Origin of the sequence: Pontibacter korlensis (genome assembly GCF_000973725.1) — a bacterium.
Classification (GTDB): Bacteria; Bacteroidota; Bacteroidia; order Cytophagales; family Hymenobacteraceae; genus Pontibacter; species Pontibacter korlensis.
The window spans coordinates 3,101,961-3,125,463 of sequence record NZ_CP009621.1; the positions used below are offsets into that span (position 1 = coordinate 3,101,961).

The 23,503-nt window shown below is 47.0% G+C and carries 12 protein-coding genes; 8 read left to right on the top strand and 4 right to left on the bottom strand.

What is annotated here, in order from left to right; all coding sequences use genetic code 11:
- Nucleotides 1-36: 36 nt before the first annotated feature.
- From PKOR_RS13360 to PKOR_RS13370, 3 genes are all read left to right on the top strand, one after another.
- Nucleotides 37-1,395, top strand: coding sequence for an NAD(P)H-dependent oxidoreductase (locus tag PKOR_RS13360; RefSeq protein ID WP_046311385.1), 1,359 nt, complete (start codon nt 37-39; stop codon nt 1,393-1,395).
- A gap of 76 nt (nt 1,396-1,471) precedes the next feature.
- Nucleotides 1,472-2,245, top strand: coding sequence for a sugar phosphate nucleotidyltransferase (locus PKOR_RS13365; RefSeq protein ID WP_046311387.1), 774 nt, complete (start codon nt 1,472-1,474; stop codon nt 2,243-2,245).
- A gap of 16 nt (nt 2,246-2,261) precedes the next feature.
- Nucleotides 2,262-3,476, top strand: coding sequence for a glycosyltransferase family 4 protein (locus PKOR_RS13370; protein ID WP_046311388.1), 1,215 nt, complete (start codon nt 2,262-2,264; stop codon nt 3,474-3,476).
- Nucleotides 3,477-3,491: 15 nt separating this feature from the next.
- Here PKOR_RS13370 and PKOR_RS13375 read toward each other — a convergent pair whose 3' ends face one another.
- Genes PKOR_RS13375 through PKOR_RS13385 form a run of 3 tightly spaced genes read right to left on the bottom strand, consistent with a single transcriptional unit; the run spans nt 3,492 to nt 7,386 of the window.
- On the bottom strand, nt 3,492-4,727 hold the full coding sequence (locus tag PKOR_RS13375; protein ID WP_084694794.1) for a glycosyltransferase family 61 protein: 1,236 nt from the start codon (nt 4,725-4,727) through the stop codon (nt 3,492-3,494).
- 40 nt (nt 4,728-4,767) lie between these two features.
- Entirely contained in the window at nt 4,768-5,904 is a 1,137-nt protein-coding gene (locus PKOR_RS13380) for an alginate O-acetyltransferase AlgX-related protein (protein WP_046311390.1), read from the bottom strand.
- A 6-nt stretch (nt 5,905-5,910) separates the two neighbouring features.
- Complete coding sequence (locus tag PKOR_RS13385) at nt 5,911-7,386, bottom strand: MBOAT family O-acyltransferase (protein ID WP_046311392.1); 1,476 nt, start codon at nt 7,384-7,386, stop codon at nt 5,911-5,913.
- Nucleotides 7,387-7,959: 573 nt separating this feature from the next.
- Here PKOR_RS13385 and PKOR_RS13390 point away from each other — a divergent pair.
- The 5 genes from PKOR_RS13390 to PKOR_RS23535 all read left to right on the top strand — a co-directional run bounded on the left by PKOR_RS13390 (nt 7,960) and on the right by PKOR_RS23535 (nt 20,398).
- Nucleotides 7,960-11,235: an Ig-like domain-containing protein gene (locus PKOR_RS13390; protein WP_158453775.1), complete on the top strand. Its 3,276-nt coding sequence runs from the start codon at nt 7,960-7,962 to the stop codon at nt 11,233-11,235.
- 6 nt (nt 11,236-11,241) lie between these two features.
- Nucleotides 11,242-12,240, top strand: coding sequence for a PorP/SprF family type IX secretion system membrane protein (locus PKOR_RS13395; protein WP_046311394.1), 999 nt, complete (start codon nt 11,242-11,244; stop codon nt 12,238-12,240).
- Nucleotides 12,241-12,448: 208 nt separating this feature from the next.
- On the top strand, nt 12,449-14,143 hold the full coding sequence (locus PKOR_RS23530) for an SGNH/GDSL hydrolase family protein (RefSeq protein ID WP_052738855.1): 1,695 nt from the start codon (nt 12,449-12,451) through the stop codon (nt 14,141-14,143).
- 196 nt (nt 14,144-14,339) lie between these two features.
- Nucleotides 14,340-16,625 (top strand): LamG-like jellyroll fold domain-containing protein, encoded by a 2,286-nt coding sequence (locus tag PKOR_RS13405; protein ID WP_084694796.1) that lies wholly within the window; start codon nt 14,340-14,342, stop codon nt 16,623-16,625.
- Nucleotides 16,626-16,834: 209 nt separating this feature from the next.
- Nucleotides 16,835-20,398 (top strand): PQQ-dependent sugar dehydrogenase, encoded by a 3,564-nt coding sequence (locus PKOR_RS23535; protein ID WP_052738856.1) that lies wholly within the window; start codon nt 16,835-16,837, stop codon nt 20,396-20,398.
- An 83-nt stretch (nt 20,399-20,481) separates the two neighbouring features.
- On the opposite strand, the gene PKOR_RS24095 is transcribed toward PKOR_RS23535, so the two are convergent.
- Entirely contained in the window at nt 20,482-23,325 is a 2,844-nt protein-coding gene (locus tag PKOR_RS24095) for a PA14 domain-containing protein (protein WP_071843151.1), read from the bottom strand.
- Nucleotides 23,326-23,503 lie beyond the last annotated feature (178 nt).

The window sequence follows — 23,503 nt, forward strand, 5'->3', positions numbered from 1 at the left end:
TTTTGCTTCTTCAAACCATAAAATCATACTTCAAAAATGATAATAGTAGATACAGCCCTGGCTAAACGCCATGCTGAAGGCAATCCTGTTCGTGTAGCCATGGTAGGAGCCGGCTTTATGGGTCGCGGCATTGCCCTTCAGATCTGTAAGTATACACAAGGGGTGGAACTTGTAGCCATCTCAAACCGCACCCTCGACAAAGCCAAGCAGGCTTACACACAGGCTGAAGTGCAGGATGTGCAGGAGGTAACTTCTGTAGCACAACTTGAGGAAAACATCCGCCGGGGTAAGTATAGCATTACAGAGGATGCTATGTTGCTGTGCGAAGCCGAGGGCATAGACGCTGTAATTGAGGTAACGGGTGCCGTGGAGTTTGGTACCAACGTAGCCATCAAAGCGATACAGAACGGCAAGCACATCATTATGATGAATGCGGAGGTAGACGGCACGGTAGGCCCAATCCTGAAAGTATACGCTGACAAAGCTGGTGTTGTGTTCACTAATGCCGACGGCGACCAGCCTGGGGTAACTATGAACCTGTACCGTTTTGTGAAAGGCCTAGGTGTAAAGCCAGTACTTTGCGGCAATATCAAAGGCCTGCACGATCCATACCGCAATCCAACCACGCAGGAGGGCTTTGCCAAGAAATGGGGGCAGCAGCCGTCTATGGTAACTTCATTTGCCGATGGTAGCAAGATTTCCTTTGAGCAGGCCATTATCGCTAACGGAACAGGTATGCGTGTGGCCAAGCGCGGCATGCATGGCCCAACGGTACTTGGTGGTACTTCGCTTAAGGATTGCGTACACGATCTTTATCCACTGGACGACCTGCTGGAAGGCCCGGGTATTGTAGATTATGTAGTAGGAGCTGAGCCAGGACCAGGCGTATTTGTACTTGGTACACATGATAACCCAATTCAGCAGCACTACCTGAACCTGTACAAGCTAGGAGAGGGGCCACTATACTTGTTCTATACACCTTACCACTTGTGCCATTTTGAAGTGCCAAACACAGTGGCACGTGCAGTACTGTTTAACGATGCAGCTCTTACACCAATGGGTGCACCGCAGGTGGAGGTAGTGTCTGCCGCCAAAATTGACCTGAAGGCAGGCGAGGTACTGGACGGTATTGGCCACTACATGACTTACGGTCTATGCGAGAATGCTGATACTACTGCTGCTGAAAGGCTGTTACCGATTGGTGTGGCTGAAGGCTGTGTGCTGAAGCGTGATATCCCGAAAGACCAGGTGATAACTTATGATGATGTGGTGATGCCGGAAGGCCGTTTGGTAGATAAACTGCGCCAGGAGCAGGCTTTATACTTTGCTGCCACAGATGAGGCAAACCGTAACAAAGCACTGCAGCATTTAAACAGAGCTGAGGCTTCAGTTTAAAAGATACGCTCAAACTAAACCATTTTGCCGCGCATCGCAAGCCTTAGGTAGCGGTGCGCGGCTTTTTTCTTCTCTAATGACAACAGACGTAGTAGGAATTATACCCGCTGCAGGATTAGGCTCCAGACTCTCGCCCATACCTTTTAGCAAAGAGCTGTTTCCGGTAGGCTTTGGCCCGCACCCGGAGCATAGGGAGCCACATCCGAAGCCGGTATCGCAGTACTTGCTGGAACACATGCAACGTGCTGGTGCCAAACAGGTATACATGGTGCTGCGTAAAGGCAAGTGGGATATTCCTGATTACTACGGTGACGGTGGTCAGCTAGGTGTTCAGTTGGCATACCTTGTTATGCGACGCCCTTATGGCAGCCCTTACTCTTTAGATCAAGCTTATACTTTTGTGAAGCAGCAGCGGGTAGTATTTGGCTTCCCTGACATTCTGTTTGAGCCTGAAAATGCTTTTGAGTCGCTTTTACAGCGGCAAGCAGAGACACAGGCAGATGTGGTGCTAGGGTGTTTCAAAGTGCCCTCTCCTCATAAATGGGATATGGTAGACCTGCAGCCAAATGGCGTAGTAAAGGCTGTGTTGCCCAAGCCTGTTAGTTCTGTTTTAAGCTATGGGTGGGCTATCGCCAGTTGGGGGCCACGTTTTACTGAGTTTATGCACGAGCATCTAGAGGAGGTAGAGGCGCAACTTCATGCCTCAAGTGGAGAATTAAGTGTGGGAGAAGTGGTGCAGGCAGCTATACATAATGGGCTGCTCGTGCAAAGTTTCTGCTTTAACAACGGTAGCTGCCTGGATATTGGAACTCCTGAAGACCTTCAAAAAGCTATCCGTACATTATCCTGATTATTGATTATACTACATGCGAATTCTGCAAATACACAACTTTTACAAACAAGCCGGCGGTGAAGACACTGTTTTTGAGCAGGAGGCACAACTATTACGGGAGCATGGCCACACAGTGGAGCAACTCACTTTTTCTAACAACAATGTTGTTGGTATAAAGGATAAACTGAAGGCTGCGCTAGGGGTAGTATACAACGTGCAAAGTGCTCAAACCATCGGAAAGGCGATTGAAGGCTTTAAACCAGATGTAGTACACGTGCACAATTTCTTTCCATTGGTTTCGCCTGGCGTATTTTGGGTTTGCCAAAAGTATAAAGTACCTGTTGTCATGACCCTGCACAACTACCGCCTGGTTTGCCCAAGTGCAGTTTTGTACTACGATGGCAAAGTTCAGCTAGATAATATACACCAGGTATTCCCTCTCAAATCAGTTCTAAAAGGTGTATATCGCAATTCAAAAATAGAAACAGCATCGGTGGTACTAGCGACTGGGGTACACAAGCTTCTGAATACCTGGCGTAATAAGGTAGATAAGTTTATTGTGCTTACTCCTGGGGCTGCTGATCTCTTTGAGAATTCTTCCCTTAAGCTAAGGCCAGAGCAGCTGTCAGTAAAGCCCAACTTCACGGCAGATCCTGGAGAGGGTGCTGCTGAGCGGGATAACTACTTTTTATACTTAGGCAGGCTGACGGAGGAAAAAGGAATCAGGACCTTGCTTAAAGCTCATGCCATGCGTCCTTTCCCGCTTAAGATCATAGGCACTGGCCCGTTGCAGGAGCTCGTAGAGGCATACGCTGCTCAAAACTCTTCAGTTGACTATCTGGGTTTTCGGCCTCGAGAGGAGGCTATGGGGCTGCTAAAAAAGGCACGAGCGTTAATGTTTCCGTCAGAGTGGTTGGAGACTTTTGGCATGACGGTCGTAGAGGCATTTGCTACAGGTACACCCGTTATTGCAGCCAAGATAGGCGGAGCTGCTCACCTGGTCCAGCATCAGGAGAACGGTCTACACTACACACCTGGTAATGCAAGCGAACTGATCAATCAGGTTAAATTGCTGGAGCAGCTTCCTTGTCTGGCTCATAAGTTAGGCCAAAGTGGTCGCTTAAGCTATGAGCGGCAGTATACGCCGGAGGCAAACTATGCTATGCTTGTAGCAATCTATGAGCAGGCAATGGGGCGAAAACAAAAGCCTGCCTCTGCAACATTAGCTGAGAAGGCAGGCCTTAGCTAAGGTAAAAAGTAGTTTTTAAGCCACTTCCACCTTCTTGGTCTTTTCGGCTTTCATTCTGTTCAGTATCTCCAGAATTTTGTTAGTTTCTACCACCAGGTGCTCACGCTGACCTTGGCTAGCATTGCGAACACGTTTGTTGCCCTTACAGATAATGTACTCATAGTCCAGGTCTATCTTAGTGGCAATGTCGTAGAATGGCTCTATAACAAATCCTTCGTTAAAGATTTCGACCATCTTAGTGCCTGGTTTGCAGAAGAACATACTTATTAAGCCTGCGCCAGTAGCACCCAATACAACTTTGGCTTTAGAAAACAGCTTGATCTTCTCCTTGATGCTCAGTTCACTGGATACAACGGTTTTGAACCCATAAGGCTCCAGTTCTTGCAATAGCTCCTTTTCATTCAATACGTTACGGATCTTAGAGTCAGATCGACTTATGTATAGGTATGGTGCCTCAGGGGTGATAAGATCAGACTCTTCCTCAGCATATAGCATAAAGGAGTCCTGAATGAAGTCGCATAGCCACTTAGGTACCAGCGTATGGTTACCACGGGGGGCTGTGGAAGCAACTATGCAATCAGCGGCAATATGCGGAAACTTGTCTCCCTCTATAACTTTATCTTTTGGTATACCTAACAGCTCAAGCGTCTCTGTCTGGAAGCTGTAGCGCAAACTAGGTACATAGAACCAGTCTACTTTATCATAAAGGCCGCTTTCGCGCAACAAGTGCAGGCGAGGCAGCACATCCAGAAACCAATGGCCAATATTGTTCAATCCGGCTCCGCCCGTTAAAAGGGAGAAAACGGTGCCGTTGTACTTAACAGGAGGAGTAAAATAACGCTGCTCGAAGATATTGTTAAGGTTTGGCTCAGATACTTTGCCGTTGCTCAAGCTCAGCGATACATTTTCTACCAGGCGGTTGTACTGCGACACCACGGCTACGCTGCTTTCGTTATCGGTGTAAATACGGCCGTTCGGTACCTCAACAACCATGTAGTCGGTAGTTACCTTCTTTTTCGGCTTCCAGTACTCTGAGCAAGCTTCATATAAATCATCAGATATAGTTAAATCAGTAGTAAGCGCAGGATAGATAGGGTGAACCCTGACTTCACGCGGATTGTTAGCGGCTAATTGCTCCAGGTTTATACGACAAACATCACCTGGTCTGTACTGCGTGTTGAAGGGTATAACTCTTCCCAGTATCTTCTTTAACCTTTTCGTCCCCTTGTTATAGTAAGCTTTCATTTGCATGGGTTATGTGTAGGTTTATCAATGTAAAAGTTTAATGTGGCTACTCCTTCTCAAGGTTCACCAGTAGTTTTTCGTCTTTGTTGGTAGGTGTTGCCTGCAGTTGTGCCACGGTGGCATGCCTGGTTAAAAGGTTTGCAGCTACTTTTACGGCTACTTCGTTCCAGTGGGCATCGTCCACTGGATAAAGCTGTACCTGTTTCTGCTGGTAAAGCGCATTAAAAGTAGGCTGAAGGTCCACATACTCAATGCCTCGCTCATCCAGTTGGCTAAGTAGGCGCGGCAGGAACGTGGCTTGTTTCTGCGATGGCAACAGCTTGTAATAAATATTTTCTTTGTTTGGGATTGGCAGGAATACAAAGTGTATTCCGCGCTCCTGCAATGCATCACGATATCCCTCCAGCACATCGGCTATTTGGTCTATCTCCTCTTCCGAAAAATCGCGGTTAGCGTATTCGCCTTCTATAAAGAACTCGTTGTTGTAGCTGATATACTCGCGGTTACCTAGTGCTCTGTCTATATCAGCAAGTGTGCGGTGATATAGACCCAATTTTGATATTCTGTCGGCAGTTACGGCCACAGACGTAAGAAAAGAGGAGGAGCTAATGATGTTGCCAGTAAAGTTTCTGATCTTGGAGTTGATGCCGTTTTCTCCTACAGCCGGAAGCTCAGGTATACGCCGCTCAATGCTTGACACAATAACTAATTTAGGAGGTGTCTGCTGAAAGCGGTCGGTTGCCAGGAAGCGGTTCATGGTGGCTGGTGCAAAAGAGTAAACATCCCGGCCAAGTTGTTCTTCCAGTACTTCGGCCAGTGTTTCGTCTTGCGACAGCTTAGCGCCAGTTATATTAGAGTCGCCTATCAGCAGTACATCATTTTTAGTGTCGCGGTTACGGTAGCCGTACATGTCGGTATACCACTCCACTTTGCGTTTCTGAGCGTAAGGCGTACGTGGGGCCAATTCTCCCTCTTCAACCATCTGCATGTGCACGTTCGGGTAAAATGGTCCTGGCATCAGGCGCATAGAGTTTACAGATATTGTTTCCCAGATTCTGAAGGTGAAGAAGTTCATGGGAAGTACAAACACCTCTATAAGCGGCCACACTATAAAAGGTAAAGCCAGTAAAACCAGTTTACTTAAAAGTCTTTTTACACCTTTGTCTTGTATTCCTTTTGTCATAATTTTCTAAAACTGAAAATAAATGAACTCCTGGTGTCCGAATTGGCCAAACAACAGCACCGTTATAATGGCGGCGTAGTATATACCCCAGCGTACCCAGGCCGGGCGCTGCATGATAAGCTGTGAAACGCTGCCGTTACGCTGTATAAGATGTACGGTTTCCATTAAGGCAATGGCTAAAATAGAAACGGCAAATATTTTAAAACCTTGATTCATGAATACATCGTGGCTCCAGTCTATGGCTAAGAGCTGGCCTGGGTTTGTGATAACAGAAGCACACTGGCCTACTATGTAAAAGGCATCGGTTATACTGTTGGCTCTGAAAAATATCCAAGAAAAACACACCAGGAAGAACACTGTGAGCACCTGTACCCATTTGTATAACTGCGGGTGCCGTGTAAGGCCAATTTGCTGTACCAGTGCATCGCGCTTGTCTTTCGTCATCATGCCAAATATCTGGTAAATACCGTGTAGTGCGCCCCAAATCACGAAGGTCCAGCTGGCACCATGCCACAGGCCGCTCACCATAAACACAATGAACAGGTTATAATACCAACGCCACTTCACCACGCGGTTGCCACCCAAGGGTATGTACAGGTAATCACGGAACCAGGTGGACAATGAAATGTGCCAGCGGCTCCAGAACTCCGGGATTGACTTGGCAAAGTATGGGCTACGGAAGTTCTCCATCAGCCTAAAGCCCATCACCTGCGCCGCCCCAATGGCAATATCGGAGTAACCCGAGAAGTCGCAGTAGATCTGGAAGGCAAAGAACACGGTAGCAAGTATGTGTGAAATGCCGTCATATTCTGTTGGGTTGCTATAGACGGCATTCACCATCAGCGCCAGGTTATCGGCAATAACAATCTTTTTAAAGAAGCCCCAGGCCATGCGTCGCAAACCTGCCACTACGCGGTAGTAGTCAAATTGGTGCCCCTGGTGCAGCTGCCCCAGCAGGTTTCCGGCACGCTCTATTGGGCCTGCCACCAACTGCGGGAAGAATGAAACGAAGAGTGCAAAAACACCTAAATGGCGCTCCGGCCTAATACGACCGTTGTACACATCTATACTGTAGCTCATCGTTTGGAAAGTATAGAAAGAGATACCCATTGGCAGCAATAGCTCAAAGGCAGGCATTGCATAAGGCACGTCAAGGGCAACCGCCAGGTCGCGGGCGCTTTCGTTGAAGAAGTTGTAATATTTGAATAGCAGCAAAACGCCCAGGTTTGCCCATAAACTTAGGTAGAGCCATGGGCGCCGCTTATCTTTTTCCTCGTCAGTATAGCGGCCCATCATCAGGCCACAGGTAAAATCTATAGCAGTAGAGGCCACCAGTATTAGCGTGTAAGCTGGCTTCCAGGACATGTAGAAGTAGTAGCTAGCCAGCAAAAGAATGATCCAACGGCGGTTAAAAGGCGTCAGAAAATAGAGGGTAACTACTACCGGAAAGAAAATAAAGAATTCAGTAGAGTTGAAAAGCATAATTTCTTCAGGTTATAAGGGTGTTCGAGTCAGGCAGCATCAGACATGTTATGCTTCATGTGTTGGGCGTAGGGTATAATACTTTTATCACCGAATAGGTCAGCTCATTTGTAGATATTATATAGAAGTTGTACTAAAAGGTTGTGGGTTTCAGCATATATTTTTTTTAATACTTAGATATTATCATGTAAGGAGACATTGAGCAACAGGTGCTGGTTTATGTTTACGATGTTGCGACATCGTTGTTTGAGCAGTGTCAGGTGCAAATTTGACTTTTTTGCAGGAGGTTAATGAAAGGTTAATAAAGAGGGGGCTGACAACCTAGGTATAGGAATGACGTTATATAGGGAACTGTTTCCAAAAAGTAAAAAGCCCTTTACAAATATGCCCTTACACTTCTACTTAAGGCAGTACCTGCTCGGGGTACTGCTATTGATAGTTGTAACAGGTTTTTCTACGAGTTCTCTCGCTGCTTCATTTCCAGAAAACTCTCCACCTGTTATTAATTCGATTGCCACACCGTTGAGGCTGGCAAAACCTTTTCCTCTAGTTGAGCCACATGTCTTTAAGATAATGCCCTTAGGTGACTCTAACACTGAGGGCGGTGGCAGCGCTACGCCTGTAGCAGAAAGGATAGGTTATAGGAGAAATTTGTACAAGCAATTAGTTGAGCAGGGAAAAGCTGAGGGGTACACTGTTGACTTTGTAGGAAGCGAAAAATCAGGGCAGGGTTTTCAGGGCCAGGTTGATATAGATCATGCAGGCTTTGGTGGGGCGAGAGATGAGGACATCGCACTTCTTTTAGAGAAGGGAGAGTTTCCTTTCTACGGTGACCAGAATGACTATCGCGGACCCGGCGGAGGACCATACCTGGACAAGTATAACCCTGACGTGATACTGCTACAAATTGGCACCAACCAAGTAGACGGCAGCGAGAGGGCGATGGAGGATGTGAAAAAGGTCCTCGACCAGGTGGACCAGTATGAGGCACGTGCTAAAAAAGAGGTGACAGTTATTGTGGCCAAAATCATCAAGCGCGTTTGTTATGTAGATAATAACGGCACCAGCCAGTGCCCAACTCCAACGGAGGCCGATAATACCATCAAGTATAACAACATGCTGGAGGCATATGTCAAACAGCGCATTGCTGCCGGAGACAAGCTTCGCCTTGTGGATATGCAGGATGGGGCTGGAATAAACTATAAGTATGCCTCTGATGGTGGAGATATGGCAGATCATCTTCATCCCAGCCAAAACGGCTACGATAAAATGGCCCCTGTGTGGTTTAAAGAGTTGCAGAAGCTGCTGAAAGAATTACTGCCTCCCTCTGATACAGAAGCTCCTGAAACCAATATTGCTAATAAGCCAAAGTCGCTAGCTAATAGCAGTACTGCAAACTTCAGCTTTACCAGCAACGAGAGTGGAGTAACCTACCAAGTAAGTATAGACGGTGCCCCATTTGCAAACGCGGCTAATCCTTATACTGTAAATGGGTTGGCTGATGGAGAGCATACGCTGCAGGTAAGAGCCATAGACGCTGCCGGAAACATAGATGCCACGCCTGCCACCTACACCTGGACCATAGATACCATAGCTCCGGCTGTGCCTGTTGTCTCGGCTCCTACAGAAGGCAGTATGCTTAACAATAACAAGCCAGCTATATCAGGTACAGCAGAGGCAGGTAGTACTATAAGTATACTTATCGGTAATACTAGAATAGGAGGTACTAAGGCAGGAACGGATGGTAGATGGAGCTTTACGCCTGGAACGGCACTGGCAGAGGGGCCACAGCAATTAACGGCTACTGCCACCGATGATGCAGGTAATACGAGCAGTGCTAGTAATAGCAGGAGGTTTACTGTAGATATTAAAGCTCCTGAAACAAGCTTTGCCTCATCGCCAGCTGCAGTTAGTAACAGAAAGGAGGCAGAGTTTAGCTTCAGTAGCAACGAGAGCGGGGTTACTTACGAGGTAAGTTTGGACGGTGCGCCATTCACAAAGGTTAGTGGTAGCAGTTTTACAGCTACCGGCCTTTCTGAAGGGGAGCACACGTTGACAGTACGTGCTACGGATGCTGCCGGAAACACAGACACAACACCTGCGCGACATACCTGGATCGTGGATACGCAGCCTCCTGTAGCACCTACCTTTGCAGGGGTTTCAGAAGACCACGGGCCTATCAATAATGACCGTATCACTTCTGATAACACCATAAAATTGCTCGGTAGCGCAGAGGGTGGTGTCGAAGTAACTGTGCTAATGCAAGGCAGAGTTATAGGCAAGGCCGTAACCAATTCATCAGGTAATTGGGAGTATAGCCACGAAAGAACACCGCTTGCAGCAGGAACTTATGCTTTTACGGCTACGGCTGCTGATGCAGCAGGAAACGTTAGTCCTGCCAGCCAGGATTTTACTGTTACCATAGAACTCACTGCACCCGTGGTTGAGATTACCACTGCCAGCAATACTCCAACTAATCAGCCTATTGAAATAAATATCACTTTTACTGAGGAAGTATACGGTTTAGATGTTGCAGACTTTAGCCTAACCAACGCAAGGCTGGCGGATTTTGAATCTACAGGCACGTCTGCTTCTGCCACTCTTGTACCAACTGCAGATGGTGCTGTGCGTGTAAGTTTACCAGCAGGCAAAGTAACAGATCTTGCTGGTAACCCTAATGCAGCCTCTAACCTGTTGGAGTTGATTTATGATGCCACAGCACCAACTGGTTATGCAGTTGCTTTCGGTGTTGAACTGGTGGACGTTGATAACCAATCAGAAGTGCCATTAAGTATAAGTGATGCGGAAACAGGTGTTACATACTTTTATAGTATAAGCAGCAGTAACGGCGGAGATCCTATCACTGGTACTGCAGCAGTATCCACTCAAAACTTCACCATTCCTGGTCTTAACCTTACAGCCCTGGCAGACGGAACACTAACCGTAGCTTTATACTTGGTAGATGAGGCTGGCAACAGGGGACAGGAGGTGACAGCACAGGTACAGAAGCTTACGAAAGATATTGTAGCGGTATCTAGCCTGAATAATATTACAGTGCCTTTCAAAACTGCTTTCAATGAAATTGACCTTCCTGAGGAAGTGGCGGTAAGCTATACAGATGGGGACGAAGAGTCTCTTAAAGTTGTGTGGAGTCAGGGAGACTATAACAGTGAGGTACCCGGTAGCTACCTCATAATAGGGCAACTGCAGTTGACGGAAAACACCAGCAACAGCAAAAACATGACGGCAAGAGTTATCGTCGAGGTTGAACCAAATCAGCCACCTACGGCTCTTACCATAAGCTCAGACAAATTTCAACCAGACATAGAGTCGGAGGAAATGATCGGCATATTCTCCACTGCCGACCCTGATGATGACAGATTTACTTATGAGCTTGTAAGTGGCCAGGGCGATGAGCATAATAACCTGTTTGAGCTCCGAAATATCAATCAGTTACACCTAATTTCGAACCAGGGCCTTTCTGGTAAGTCCACCTTCAACATCCGTGTCCGAAGCACAGACCCATACGAGAATATAATAGAGCAGAGCTTTACGCTTACAAAGACGCTGTACGAGCCAGATGGCGGTATCAGATTAGTGAATGCTTTCTCGCCGGACGGAGACAATATTAACGATATGTGGGTAGTGCCAGAGCTACGTTATTACAATAGTATTGAGGTTCAGGTGTTTGACCGCTCTGGCGTACGACTGTTTCAAACAACTGACCCTGAAAAAGGATGGGACGGAAGAGGCCGAGATGGCCGTGTTGTAGGTGGTTCATACTTTTATATCATCCAGATAAAAGATATCAACCTGGTTAAGAAAGGAGTAGTAACGGTACTTAAATAGCTTTAGATGAAGAAATTTATACTTTGCTTTTGCCTGCTGTGCCTTGTACTGGAGGCACAGGCGCAAAACAGAAAACAGCTTGCTAACTTTTCACAGTACAAACACTACTTCAACCCTTCTCTTACAGGATATGAGGGGTCGGTGCTGAGAAGTGTTTACCGAAACCAATGGACAGGCTTCGAGGATGCTCCTAAAACCATCATGGCCTCTGCAGAGCTAGACCTGCAAGACATAGGTCAGAACAGCAATAAGCCTTTTACCAGAAGCCAGGCAGATCGTGAGGCTACAGACATAGTTAGCGCCCGGCACGGGCTTGGTTTAACTCTGTTCCACGACCAGTTTGGCCCTGCAAAAGAAACGCAGGTAAATGTTAGCTATGGTGCAGGTGTAAGGCTGTCAGAGCGCCTCAGTCTCCGCTGGGGAACAGCCCTTTCTTACACTTTTCACCGCCTGGATGGCAACAGCCTGACAGTAGATCAGGAGGGTGATCCTCGGTTCAGCAATATGCTGGGGCAGCAGAACCGTAGTGGCAGGGCAGATATTAACCTTGGCTTATCGCTAACTGCCTCCAACTTTTATGTAGGCTATGCGATGGTGGATGTAACCGAAGGCAAGCTGGCTTCCTCAGGAAGCGACTACATGAACAACTTCAGTGCACGCAGGCACGTAGCACAGGCAGGATACCGCTTAGGGCTTACTGATGTGCTTGGGTTGACAGTAAATGGTATCTATCAGTATGACGAGAATTACAAATCTACACTAGAAGGCCAAGTGAAAGCTGTTTATGATAACCTGTTTTGGGTTGGCGGCGGCTACCGCAACGATCTAGCTTATACTTTGGCCGCAGGTGTTCGTCTGAACCAGTTAAGCATTGGTTACGCCTACGAAACACCGACTCAGGATGCCAAAGCCATAGATAAATCTACCAACGAAGTTACCTTAAGTTATCATCTTACCTCCCTCAAGTCAAACAAAAGAAATGGCAAGCGACTCTTAGTTTGGTAAGGCAGGTTTAGGGGGAATTGTACTATTATTTACAAAAAATAAAAGTATAAATATTAGAATAAGATTGTTTAGTTACAACCCATTTGTATGGTGTGTTATGAATATAGTTTGCTTGCGTTGTGCTTAAGTAGTTGAATGAAAAGCAACTGCAGTATCAAAGCATCGTTATATAGGCCTGCCTGAAAATAACCTATAAAACGAGCTTATTGTGTTCTTTTCCACTTCTTCTTTTTGGCAACTGGCGACCTGCTTTCTGCTGCTCTCTACCACGGTATGCTATGCGGCAGCCGCGCAGCCATCTTTGGAAGCTCCTCAGGGAGTAACTGCCCGCTCCTCCTTGTCAAACGCTATTGCAGTAAGCTGGCAACCTGTAGAAGGTGCCACAGGCTATACCATAGAAAAGTCCGAAACAGGACAGGACGAGAGCTTTTCCAATTTAGCTACTGTAGCTGGCGACGTGAACTACTACAGACATACAGAAATTGTCTCGGATCAAACGATGTGGTATAGAGTAAAAGCGACTGCTGACGGAGCTGTATCTGCTGTTAGCAGCAAAGTAAGCGCTACTGCTAGTTCTAGCAGAGCTGTACGAATTATGCCTTTGGGTGACTCTAACACCGACGGCGGCAGCGGCTCTGTTCCGCAAGCGGAAAGGATCGGCTATAGAAAAAAGCTACATCAATTGCTAGTCGAGAATGGGGAGCTTGAAGGTTACAAATTTATCTTTGTAGGGAGCGAAAGGTCAGGGCAGAACTTTGAGAGTGAAGTCGATATAGATCATGCAGGCTTCGGGGGAGCAAGGGATGAGGATATTGCTCTTCTTTTAGAAACGGGGGAGTTTCCGTTTTATGGGAATGAGAATGACTACCGCGGACCCGGCGAAGGGCCATACCTGGACCAGTATAATCCTGATATTATATTGCTGCATATTGGTACCAACTGGGTAGACGGCAGCGATGGGGCGATGCAGGACGTGAAAAAGATTTTGGACCAGGTGGACCAGTATGAAGCGCGCTCTAGTAAAGAGGTAATAGTTATTGTGGCCAAAATCATCAAGCGCGTTTGTTATGTAGATAATAACGGCACGAGCCAGTGCCCAACTCCAACGGAGGCCGATAATACCATCAAGTACAACAACATGCTGGAGGCTTATGTGACCCAACGTAGCGCTGAAGGTGATAGGCTTCACCTCGTGGACATGCAGGATGGGGCTGGAATCAACTATAAGTATGCTTCTGATGGAGGAGATATGGCAGATTATCTTCATCCCAGCCAAAACGGATACGACAAAATGGCTCAAGTGTGGTATGATGCCCTAACCTCACCTATGGTTCCATTGCCTATTGAGCTGATAGATTTTAAAGCAACTGTTTCAGAGAGGGAGGTAGTGTTATACTGGAGTACGGCTTCGGAAAACAACAACGAACGGTTTGAAGTCGAGCGAATGCAGGAGGGGTTTTCTTTTCAGGTTGTAGGGGCTGTCGCTGGGGCTGGAAACAGCAGCCAACTTCTAAGCTATTCTTTCCGCGACACTAGTGCTCCGGCCGGGCTACTGTACTACCGCCTGAAACAAGTTGATGGTGATGGCACCTATGCTTACTCAAATGTTGTGGCGGTTCAGCGGCATATATCGGCAGGAAACCAGCCGAGGCTTTATCCCAATTTGATTGATGGAGCAGAATCTATCCAGATCAAAGCCTCAGGCTTTAAGGATGGGGCACTAGTTAGCCTTACCTGGGTTGATGCCAAAGGAAATAAACTGCATCACCAGATTCTAAAAGCAGGCAGGCAGGGGGAGTTGCACTCACAGATTGAGAAGCCGGTCACCCTTTCAAAGGGCCTTTATTTCCTAAAGCTTACATCTCCAGGTAAGTCTCATCAGGTTAAAATAAAAGTTAAGTAGGTTCTGAAAAGTATAATTGTTTTTACCTAAACTAAGCTATATAATTGGCGTACTATACTCAGGAGATGATGTAGTTACTGACTTTCTTTTGATGCAACCTCTTAACCCTTAGAGGATTGTGAAGGTAACTACATTGTGAAACTTGCACTCGCCTGAGCCACACTGTGTCAGCAGGCGCTCAATAAGCGTTACCTACATGGCATATAATATATACAATCTTACAAGCCGCCTTCAGGGTTGGAGGCGGGTTTTATTTTGGATTATTGGAGTTGTTCTGCTGCAGGGCATTGTAGCTCAAGCAACTAAAGCAGGAGTAGCAGCAAATTGCCCAGGCGGCTTGGTACACTACTTTGGCTTTGACGAAACCTCTTCCGGAACTTACCAAGATTACGCCTCTGCAACTACAGCAACTTGTACCACCTGTCCTTCACCGGAAGCAGGGTTGTTCGATGGAGCCCAAGCCTTCAAGGGGCGCAACCAAGGCATCACAATCAACAGCATAGAGCATTTTGAGTGGGGACCCAACAGCAGCTTTACCATTGAGCTCTGGATGAAAGCCTCTGGCTCTTCCTCAGAAAACCAAGTTTTTATTGGCCGCGATGCCAAAGATAACAATATGATGTGGTGGCTGGGTATGAATACTTCTGGTCATGCGCAGTTCGATCTCTTTGATAGGTCCCGTACCGGATTCAGTACAGTGGGGGAGGGTGTCAAGATAAACGACAATAAGTGGCATCACATTGTAGTTGTGCGCGATGGCCGGCTTCGCCTGAACAAACTGTATGTAGATGGGTATGCAGTGGCTAGGTTTGAGTATAATTACCCTGATAACTTTGAGAGTGCTTCGCCTGTAAACGTGGGTTTTCTGGACCTGAACAACGGGTATGGTTATAATGGAATGATGGATGAACTGATAGTCTATAGCCGGGACCTGACAGAAGCCGAAGTACGTGAACGCTACAATAACGGAGCTGGCAACTACTGTGGCCCACAGCAGGTAAAGCCAGTAATTATGTCCGAGGCTGTGGCACATGGTGTAGCTAATCAGGAATATAGATATGATGTAAAAGCGGTAGGAAACGCTGCTCCAACCTTCGCCTTGGCTGGCGCTCCGGCAGGTATGACCATCAACGCCTCAACTGGCGAAATCCGTTGGAAGCCAACTGCAGCAGGAAGTTACCAGGTAAGTGTAACAGCCACCAATAGTGTAGGGGCAGACCGTCAGGATTTTACCATAACCGTAAAGCCGGAAACAGGCGAAAAAGTAGGCATGCTGCACCACTGGATGCTGCACGAGTTTAGAGGCCCGATATACCGCGATTATTATACTCCTTATCATGCCTCTGGAGATGGTGACAGACAGCCTAAACCCGTAACAGGTGTTGTGTCCGGTGCCCAGGAGTTTGATGGTGTAGATGACGGACTTGATGTAGCAGAGAGCTATAACTTTGATTGGGCTTCTGATGAAAGCTTCAGTATAGAGCTATGGATGCGCAGTACTGGCAGTACCGCTGGTAACCGCGTATTAATTGGTCGTGATGCGAAAGATTCTGAGGCGCACTGGTGGGTTGGCCTGGATGGGGAAGGGCGTGCTGGTTTCCAGCTGCTTGACCTGCAATGGGATGGTATATATGTAGGCGGAAGTGGAGCAAAGCTGACGGATGACCAGTGGCACCAGATTGTGGCTGTTAGAAACGGAAGCTCTGGTCTTACGGAGCTGTATGTAGATGGAGAACGAGTAGCTGGTGGGAACCATACCTACGCCAGAGGGTTCGACAGCAGGTCTCCTGTTAATATGGGCTACCTGAACGACGGTAATGGCTATCACTACGAAGGTATACTGGATGAAGTGAAATTGTTTGGTCGTGTGCTTACATCAGCCGAGATAAAGGAGCGGTACCAGGATGTATATGATGCTATAACAGAACTGGTGCGCTTTGAAGGGGAGTATTTGAACGGAGCTGTACAACTTAGCTGGGAAACAATGGCCGAAGCAGGCTTATCGCACTTTGAGGTGGAGCGGTCTGCGGATATGGAACTGTTCGAAAAGTTAGGTGATGTAGAGGCTGCAGGTAACAGTAATACCCCTATTTCTTACAAATTTTCTGATGTAGCACCACTTCCTGAGGTCGGATATTACAGGCTGAAGATCGTGAAGCAGGATGGTAAGTTTACCTACTCTAATATCATCATGGTAGAGAGCAGAGGCTTGTCTGCCGTTTCCTTCAAAGTATATCCTAATCCAGTCGACCAAGGAGAGGTAACTGCTGCACTCTTTGGCCTTCCTGCTGGTGAAGAGGTGCAATTTTCTGTAGCAGATACGCGCGGGCGTAAGTTATTACAACAAGAGTTGCTGGTAGATGATTTTGGGCAGGCAGAGGTGCAGGTGCCTATCACTACAGAATATCGGGCCGGAATCTATGTATTAACCGTAGTGTCCAGCAAGCGTATCATCAGCCGCAAATTAGTTGTAAGTCGATAGGTTCTAATAAGGTGCAGCAAACCTTTTCCCACCAACATATTTTAGTGCAAAATATAGAACTATAGCACTATAACCGCGTATCTATCTATACAAAAGCGATTGCGTCTAATTGTAGCGTAAACGCGCATTTTTCTTTCAAAAAGGCACCGCTGCTGCTTTGGCAAGCTGTTGCTACCAATCAAACTAATGTTAAATAATAGTAAATCTTTATGAAAGAACTTTACGAAGTGTGGAGAGGTATAACTCTGCTCTTAACTTACTGGCATGGGCTTACTCGTTTGTGCCGTTATACATTTGCAATCCTTCTATTTAGTATACTCCTGGTTAATCCGCAGCAGGTTTTTGCCCAGCCAGATGGATTTGTCGAAGAGCAGGTGGGTGGAGAGTGGGATGCCGCCGTTGGACTCACTTTCTCTGATAACGGCGAGCGCATGTACGTTTGGGAAAAAGCGGGCAAAGTATGGATACTGGAAAACGGAGAAAAGCTTGAAGAGCCGCTGCTTGATATCAGTGAAGAGGTAGGTAACTGGGGTGACCACGGTCTGCTCGGTTTTACACTCGATCCAAATTTTGAGAGCAACGGCTTTATATACCTACTGTATGTAGTAGATCGTCACCACCTCATGAACTATGGCAAAGGCGGTTATAATCCTACTGCCAACGAGTACAATGAGGCTACCATTGCACGTGTAACCCGCTACAAAGTTAGGAACGATGGCCGTTCTACTGATATGAACAGCAGAAAAGTGCTGCTAGGCGAAAGCGCTTCTACTGGTATTCCAATCCTTTATGTGTCGCACGGTATCGGCTCACTGGTGTTCGGCGAAGATGGTTCTTTGATGATATCTGTAGGGGATGGAGCTACTGCAAATGGTCAGGATACTGGCTGGAAACCAGGTCAGGAAACAGACAACTTTGTGGAGCAAGGCCTTCAGGATGGTATATTGGCAGAAGTGAACAACGTGGGTGCTTTCCGTGCACAGCAGGTGCATTCATTGAATGGTAAAATTCTGCGCATTAACCCTGCAACAGGCGATGGCTTACCTTCTAACCCGTTCTATAACAGTTCTAATCCTCGTGCTCCTGAGTCCAGAGTATGGGCGCTGGGCTTACGCAACCCCTTCCGTTTTACAGTGCGGCCGGGCACAGGCAGTGCAACACATCCGGGCGTTTTGTACATAGGAGATGTTGGCTGGCAGGACTGGGAAGAGATAAATGTAGCACCAGAAGGAGGCCTGAATTTCGGATGGCCACTTTATGAGGGACTGGAGAAGCAGTCGTGGTACTACGATGGTACAGATGTGCCAACGCCTGACATTAATAACCCACTTTACGGAACCGGCAACTGCGATAGAGAAACATTCTATTTTGAGGAGTTGATCGTGCAGCCAAGAGCCACTGAGGATCCATACTTTGGCAACTTCTGTAACTGGAACGTAACGATTCCTGAAGAGGTGCATACTTTCGTGCATACAAGACCAGCCATTGACTGGGCTAATGCAGCCATTACAGATGATACAGCGCCTGTCGCTGTTACCCGTACCGGAACATTCAATGGTGAAGATGCAGCTGTGGTGAACGTTGGCGCGGCGGGTTCTCCGGTAACTGGTGACCCGTTCTACGGCAGTTCTTCTACCGGTGGTATCTGGTATACAGGACACAACATGCCTGCTGAATTCCAAAACACTTATTTCTTTGGTGATTATGGTGCAGGTTGGATCAAAGCCCTTGTTTTCGACAATGAAGATAAGCCTACCGCCATCAAAAACTTTATCGATGAGGGAGCTACTGTAACGGCTTTTGCACAAAACCCGGCTACTGGTGAGCTATACTACATAAATTATGGAGCAGAAATCAAGAAAGTTACCTTCTACGACGGTAATCTACCTCCTAAGGCTGTAGCTGAAGCAGACAAGCTTTTTGGAGCAAGTCCCCTGACTGTTAGTTTCAAAGGGGATGAATCAACAGATCCGGAAGGGGAAGCACTAAGCTACTCATGGGATTTCGGAGATGGTTCTGAAAAGTCTACCGAGGCGAATCCAAGCCACACGTTTACAGCAGAAGGAGTAGAAACTTTCGAAGTAGTACTTACCGTAACCGACTCTGAAGGACTGACTTCTACAGCAAAGCTGGAGATAAACGTGAACAACACACCTCCGGTAGTTAATATCGTTAGTCCAGTTGATGGTTCTCATTACCCGATGAACCGCCAAAGCACTTATGACCTTAGAGCAGAAGTAACTGATGAGGAGGACGCAGATGAGCAGTTAAGCTACGAGTGGCTGGTTGCCCTGCACCACAACACACACTCTCATCCTGAACCTATAGATTACAACCATGAAACAACTGCAACTATAGCTGCAGTTGGGTGCGACGGCGATACGTACTTCTACAGGTTCAGTCTGAAAGTAACAGACTCGGGTGGCTTATCTACCACAGACTATGTAGACATATATCCGGACTGTAGCGGCGGTATTGTGGCCGCTGTGTCAGTGGCATCTCCTGCCAACAACGCTACATTTGATGAAGGCGAGCCAATCAAACTGACAGTTTCTTTTGCTGACGAAACACGCAATTGGGCCAAGGTTGATTACTTTAATGGCTCTACCTTTATTGCAACGGTAGATGCAAGTCCTTTTAGTTATAACTGGGAGGGGGCTGCTGCAGGTACTTATGCTATCAAGGCCAGAGCTACCGACAGTGAAGGCCATACTGCAGAATCTGAGCCTGTAAACGTCGTTGTAGGTGACGGCGGCGGTAGTGGTACTCCTGGCGAGCCTCTTGCAGACCTGTCTGATTGCTTGCCTGGCCTGGAACATTACTTCGACCTGGATGAGGCAGAGGGTAATAGCTTTACAGACATTGCTACAGCAGCTAATGCTGTATGTGAAACCTGCCCAGAACCAACGGAGCAAGGTTTGTTTGAGGGAGCGCTGATATTTAATGGTACCAATACAGGTTTGAACTTTACAGAAGCCTCAAATTTCAACTGGGCTTCAGGTGATGCATTTAGTATTGGGCTATGGGTAAAAACAGATGCAGAAATAGCAGGTAACATGGTGTTGATTGGTCGTGATGCCGCTGCTACTGATGCAGGAGTGCACTGGTGGATTGGTATAAACCCTGCAGGGCATGCAATGTTCTCTCTTAAGGATGCCACACATGCTGGTACTGAGGTAGGAGGCACAGGACCGGTGCTGAACGACGGTAACTGGCACTACATTGTAGCCGTGCGTGACGGAACCAACAACATGAACAAACTTTTTGTGGATGGCACATTGGTGCAGGAAGCACAAGTACAGTATGCTAACGACTTTGCAGATGAGGCGGCAGTCAATATCGGTTACCTTGATCGCTCTGGAGGTTTCCACTACAATGGAGCTATAGACGAGATAAAAGTATATAACAGAGCGGTAGCCCCGGATGAGGTTGCAGAGCGATTTAACGGGGGAAGTGGCGTTCTGTGTGGGCAATCTCCGCTGGGAATAACTGATAACCATACTTTTAATGGTAAATTTGAGGTTTTCCCTAACCCAACCACTGGCAAGCAGATAAATGTTGTGGTATCTAATCTGGTGCCGGGTGAGAAAGCAAAGCTAACGCTTATCGACATCACAGGTAAAAAGGTGCTGGAGCACACAGCTACTGCCGGACCTGATGGAGCTATCCGAACGTCGATCACTCCTAACCAGGAGCTATCAACTGGCTTATATAACCTGCTGCTATACTCAGCGGAAAGAAAACTGAGCCGTAAAGTGATGGTCGCTCATTAACCTGCTAACACAAACACTTACAAATAAAAAAGGGCCTGCAATGTTGCAGGCCCTTTTCTGTATAGGCTAAAAGTTGTGATGTGTTATTCTTTTACGATCTTGATGCTATCGCTCTTACCAGCTTTGTCAGTGTACTTCAGGAAGTACAGACCAGTTTTCAGATCAGCCAGGTTGAAGGTCAGTTGGTTGTTAACCAGCTCAAGCTTTGACTCTTTGTAAACTACGCGGCCAGTTTGGTCAAGCACAACTACCTCAGCCAGTTCTACTTCTTTGTCACCGAAGTTCAGTGTTACTACATCACGGAACGGGTTAGGGTAAGCTGTAGTCTGTGCAAAGAATGCATCTGAGTCCGATACTTCAGAAACCTGCAGGGCAGAGATATTCTCAAGTGACTCTCCAAGTGGAGACAGTCTGTTACCTGCAATTGGAGCTTCTTTAGCACCGCTTGGCAACTGCCACGCTACGGCTACGTTGTCACCGCCACCACCTTCAAGGTGCAGAGCTTCGATGTAGTAACGCTTGCCAGCTTCCAGTGTGATTTTAGCTGACTGCTGTCCGCTGCGCTTTGTCCACTCACGGGCACCTGTCCAGTCGCTTACGTAGGCAATACGTTGCTTTTTCGCTGGGTCTTCTGTTGTGCTCAGGTAAAGCTCAGCTTTGTCATCACCTGCAATCCAGAAGGTATACTGTCCAGACTCAGGAGCTGTAATGTATCCGCGGATACGCTGACCATAGTTATCACCTGTGTTAGATGGAGCCTCAAAAGAAGTCAGATCCTGTGTGTGGTGCGGCTTTGTGGTTACCGGAATCACGCTCACGGTGCTGCCGTGTACACTGTTCCACTTCTCAAGAGTAATCTTGCCAACTGGCGCAGTGATGGATGTTGCTACTACAGGAGCCTTGCTACCCATTTCAGACAATCTGTTACCTGCAATCGGAGCTTCTTTAGTTCCGTTTGGCAACTGCCATGCTACAGCCAGGTTGTCACCACCACCTTCTTGCTTGCTCAACGCCTCGATGTAGTAACGCTTGCCAGCTTCCAGTGTGATTTTAGCTGACTGCTGTGTGCTGTGCTTTGTCCACTCACGGGCACCTGTCCAGCTGTTAGTATAAGCTATTTTCTTCTTGCCTGCCGGGTCTTCTGTTGTGCTCAGGTATAGTTCAGCCTGGTCATCACCAGCAACCCAGAAAGTATATTGGCCAGACACTGGAGCTGTTACGTAGCCACGGATACGCTGACCGTAGTTATTGCCTTTGCCACTAGGAGCCTCGAACAGTGTAAGTTCAGAAGAGCTTGTTGGCGTCTGGTTTACGGGAACCACACTAACACCTGCGCCATGTATGTTTGCCCAGAAGTCGTGTGTGATTTTTCCTGTGCCAGCGGCTGTGTTAGAAGAAGGTGCCTGCTCAGTAGAAGCAACAGGAGCCTCCTCAACTACTTGTTTTTCAACATTTACACTTACTGCAGATGATGTTTTTGAAGCACCAGCGTTGTCGTAAGCTTTGGCTGTAAGGGAATATGTTCCTACGGCTACATTGTTCCAGGTATAGCTAAAAGGAGCGCTTGTGTCTTCGCCTAGCTTAACTGCACCCTGGTAGAACTCTACCTTTGTTACAGAACCATCTGTGTCGTTAGCGTTTGCGTTGATCACAATTGAAGTTCCGAACGCAACATTAGAATTAGCTGTAGGAGATGTGATAGCTACAGTAGGAGCCTGGTTTGCTGGAGTAGCGCTAGCTGAACCATTAGGTCCCAGAACGATGCCGTTCTTGCTTAGCTTGCTCTGCCACATGCTGAACTCGTCCTTCTCAGACTGCTTCGTGATTGGGTTTGGAAGGAACGTGTTGTTTTTGAAATCAGCGTTCTCAGCTACAGAGACATCGTTACGATTGTTGTTGTATCCCCATGCTACAATACCAACTACGTTATTATCAACTGAGTTAGCGAACGTAGTGTTTTGGTGATAATAGTCCTTGCTCCAAAGGCCTGAAGTATACATGCTATACTTAGAACCGTTGTCGAAAGTAGCAGCGTTTACAGCTCTGTTGTGGTGATAGCGGATGTTGTTACCACCGGCAATACCCATAGAGTAGTTACCTAAACCAATAAGCTGGTTTTCGTATGCTTCGATGTAAGCAGGGCAGTCATTGATGCCTGCGTCACCGTCAGTGATGATACCACCACCTGAATACTTGGTGCCATTAGCTGGCGCAGGGTAAGCTCCCTGGATGTAGTTGTTGTGGATACGGATTGGTGATCCTGCAAAGCCACGAGTGTTGTAGATGTTGATGTTATCCTCTACAAGAGACTTGTCAGCCTCGTTGATTACCTGGTTCCAGGCAACCTCAGCGTGACGGATGGCACCTTTAAAGTTGAACTGCACAAACTGAGAGTGCTCTTTGTCGCCACCGTACACACGGCCATCAATGTTTTTGGCAACGTTGTAGCGGATACGGATACCTTCAGATGAAGAGTTATCGCCTTCGTAGCGAGTACCTGCGTAGATACCTGCAGTGCTTTCCATGTAGCAGTTTTCCACCACTAGGTTCTGGAAGTTGTTAACTGTTACGAAGCGGCGAGGTTTTTTGTAATCTCTCCACGGTGTCTGCTGAATACCGTAGCCATTTGTGTGGCGAACAGTCAGGTTAACAGAGTAACCCCAGCTCTTGATCAGGTAACCAGCACCACGAATGTTCGAGTTTTCAATGATGACCGGCTCGCTGGTTCTGATCTCTACTGCGGCGACCTCAGAGTCTTTAGACTCCCAATTACCTTTGTAAGTTCCTCCTTTAGTGATCACTAGCGGACCGCTATAAGACTGTGCTAATACTGTTGAAGGAAGAAGCACGAACAAAATGTAGGCAAAAAGCTGAGCTACTACAGCTCTACCTGCCCTCTTGCTCAGGTTTGAGGTTTTTGTGTTCATTTCCTTTGGCTAAAAGTTGAAAATTAGATTTTTTAATGTTTTGTTTCCTTTAAAAATCTCACAGTATCCTTTGGCTTTAGTACTGTTAATAAGATTTTTTCTATTTAAGAGTATAAACTCTTGTTTGTTACTAAGTGGCTAAATTCTTAATATATAAACTGTTGCAAATATAAAGAGG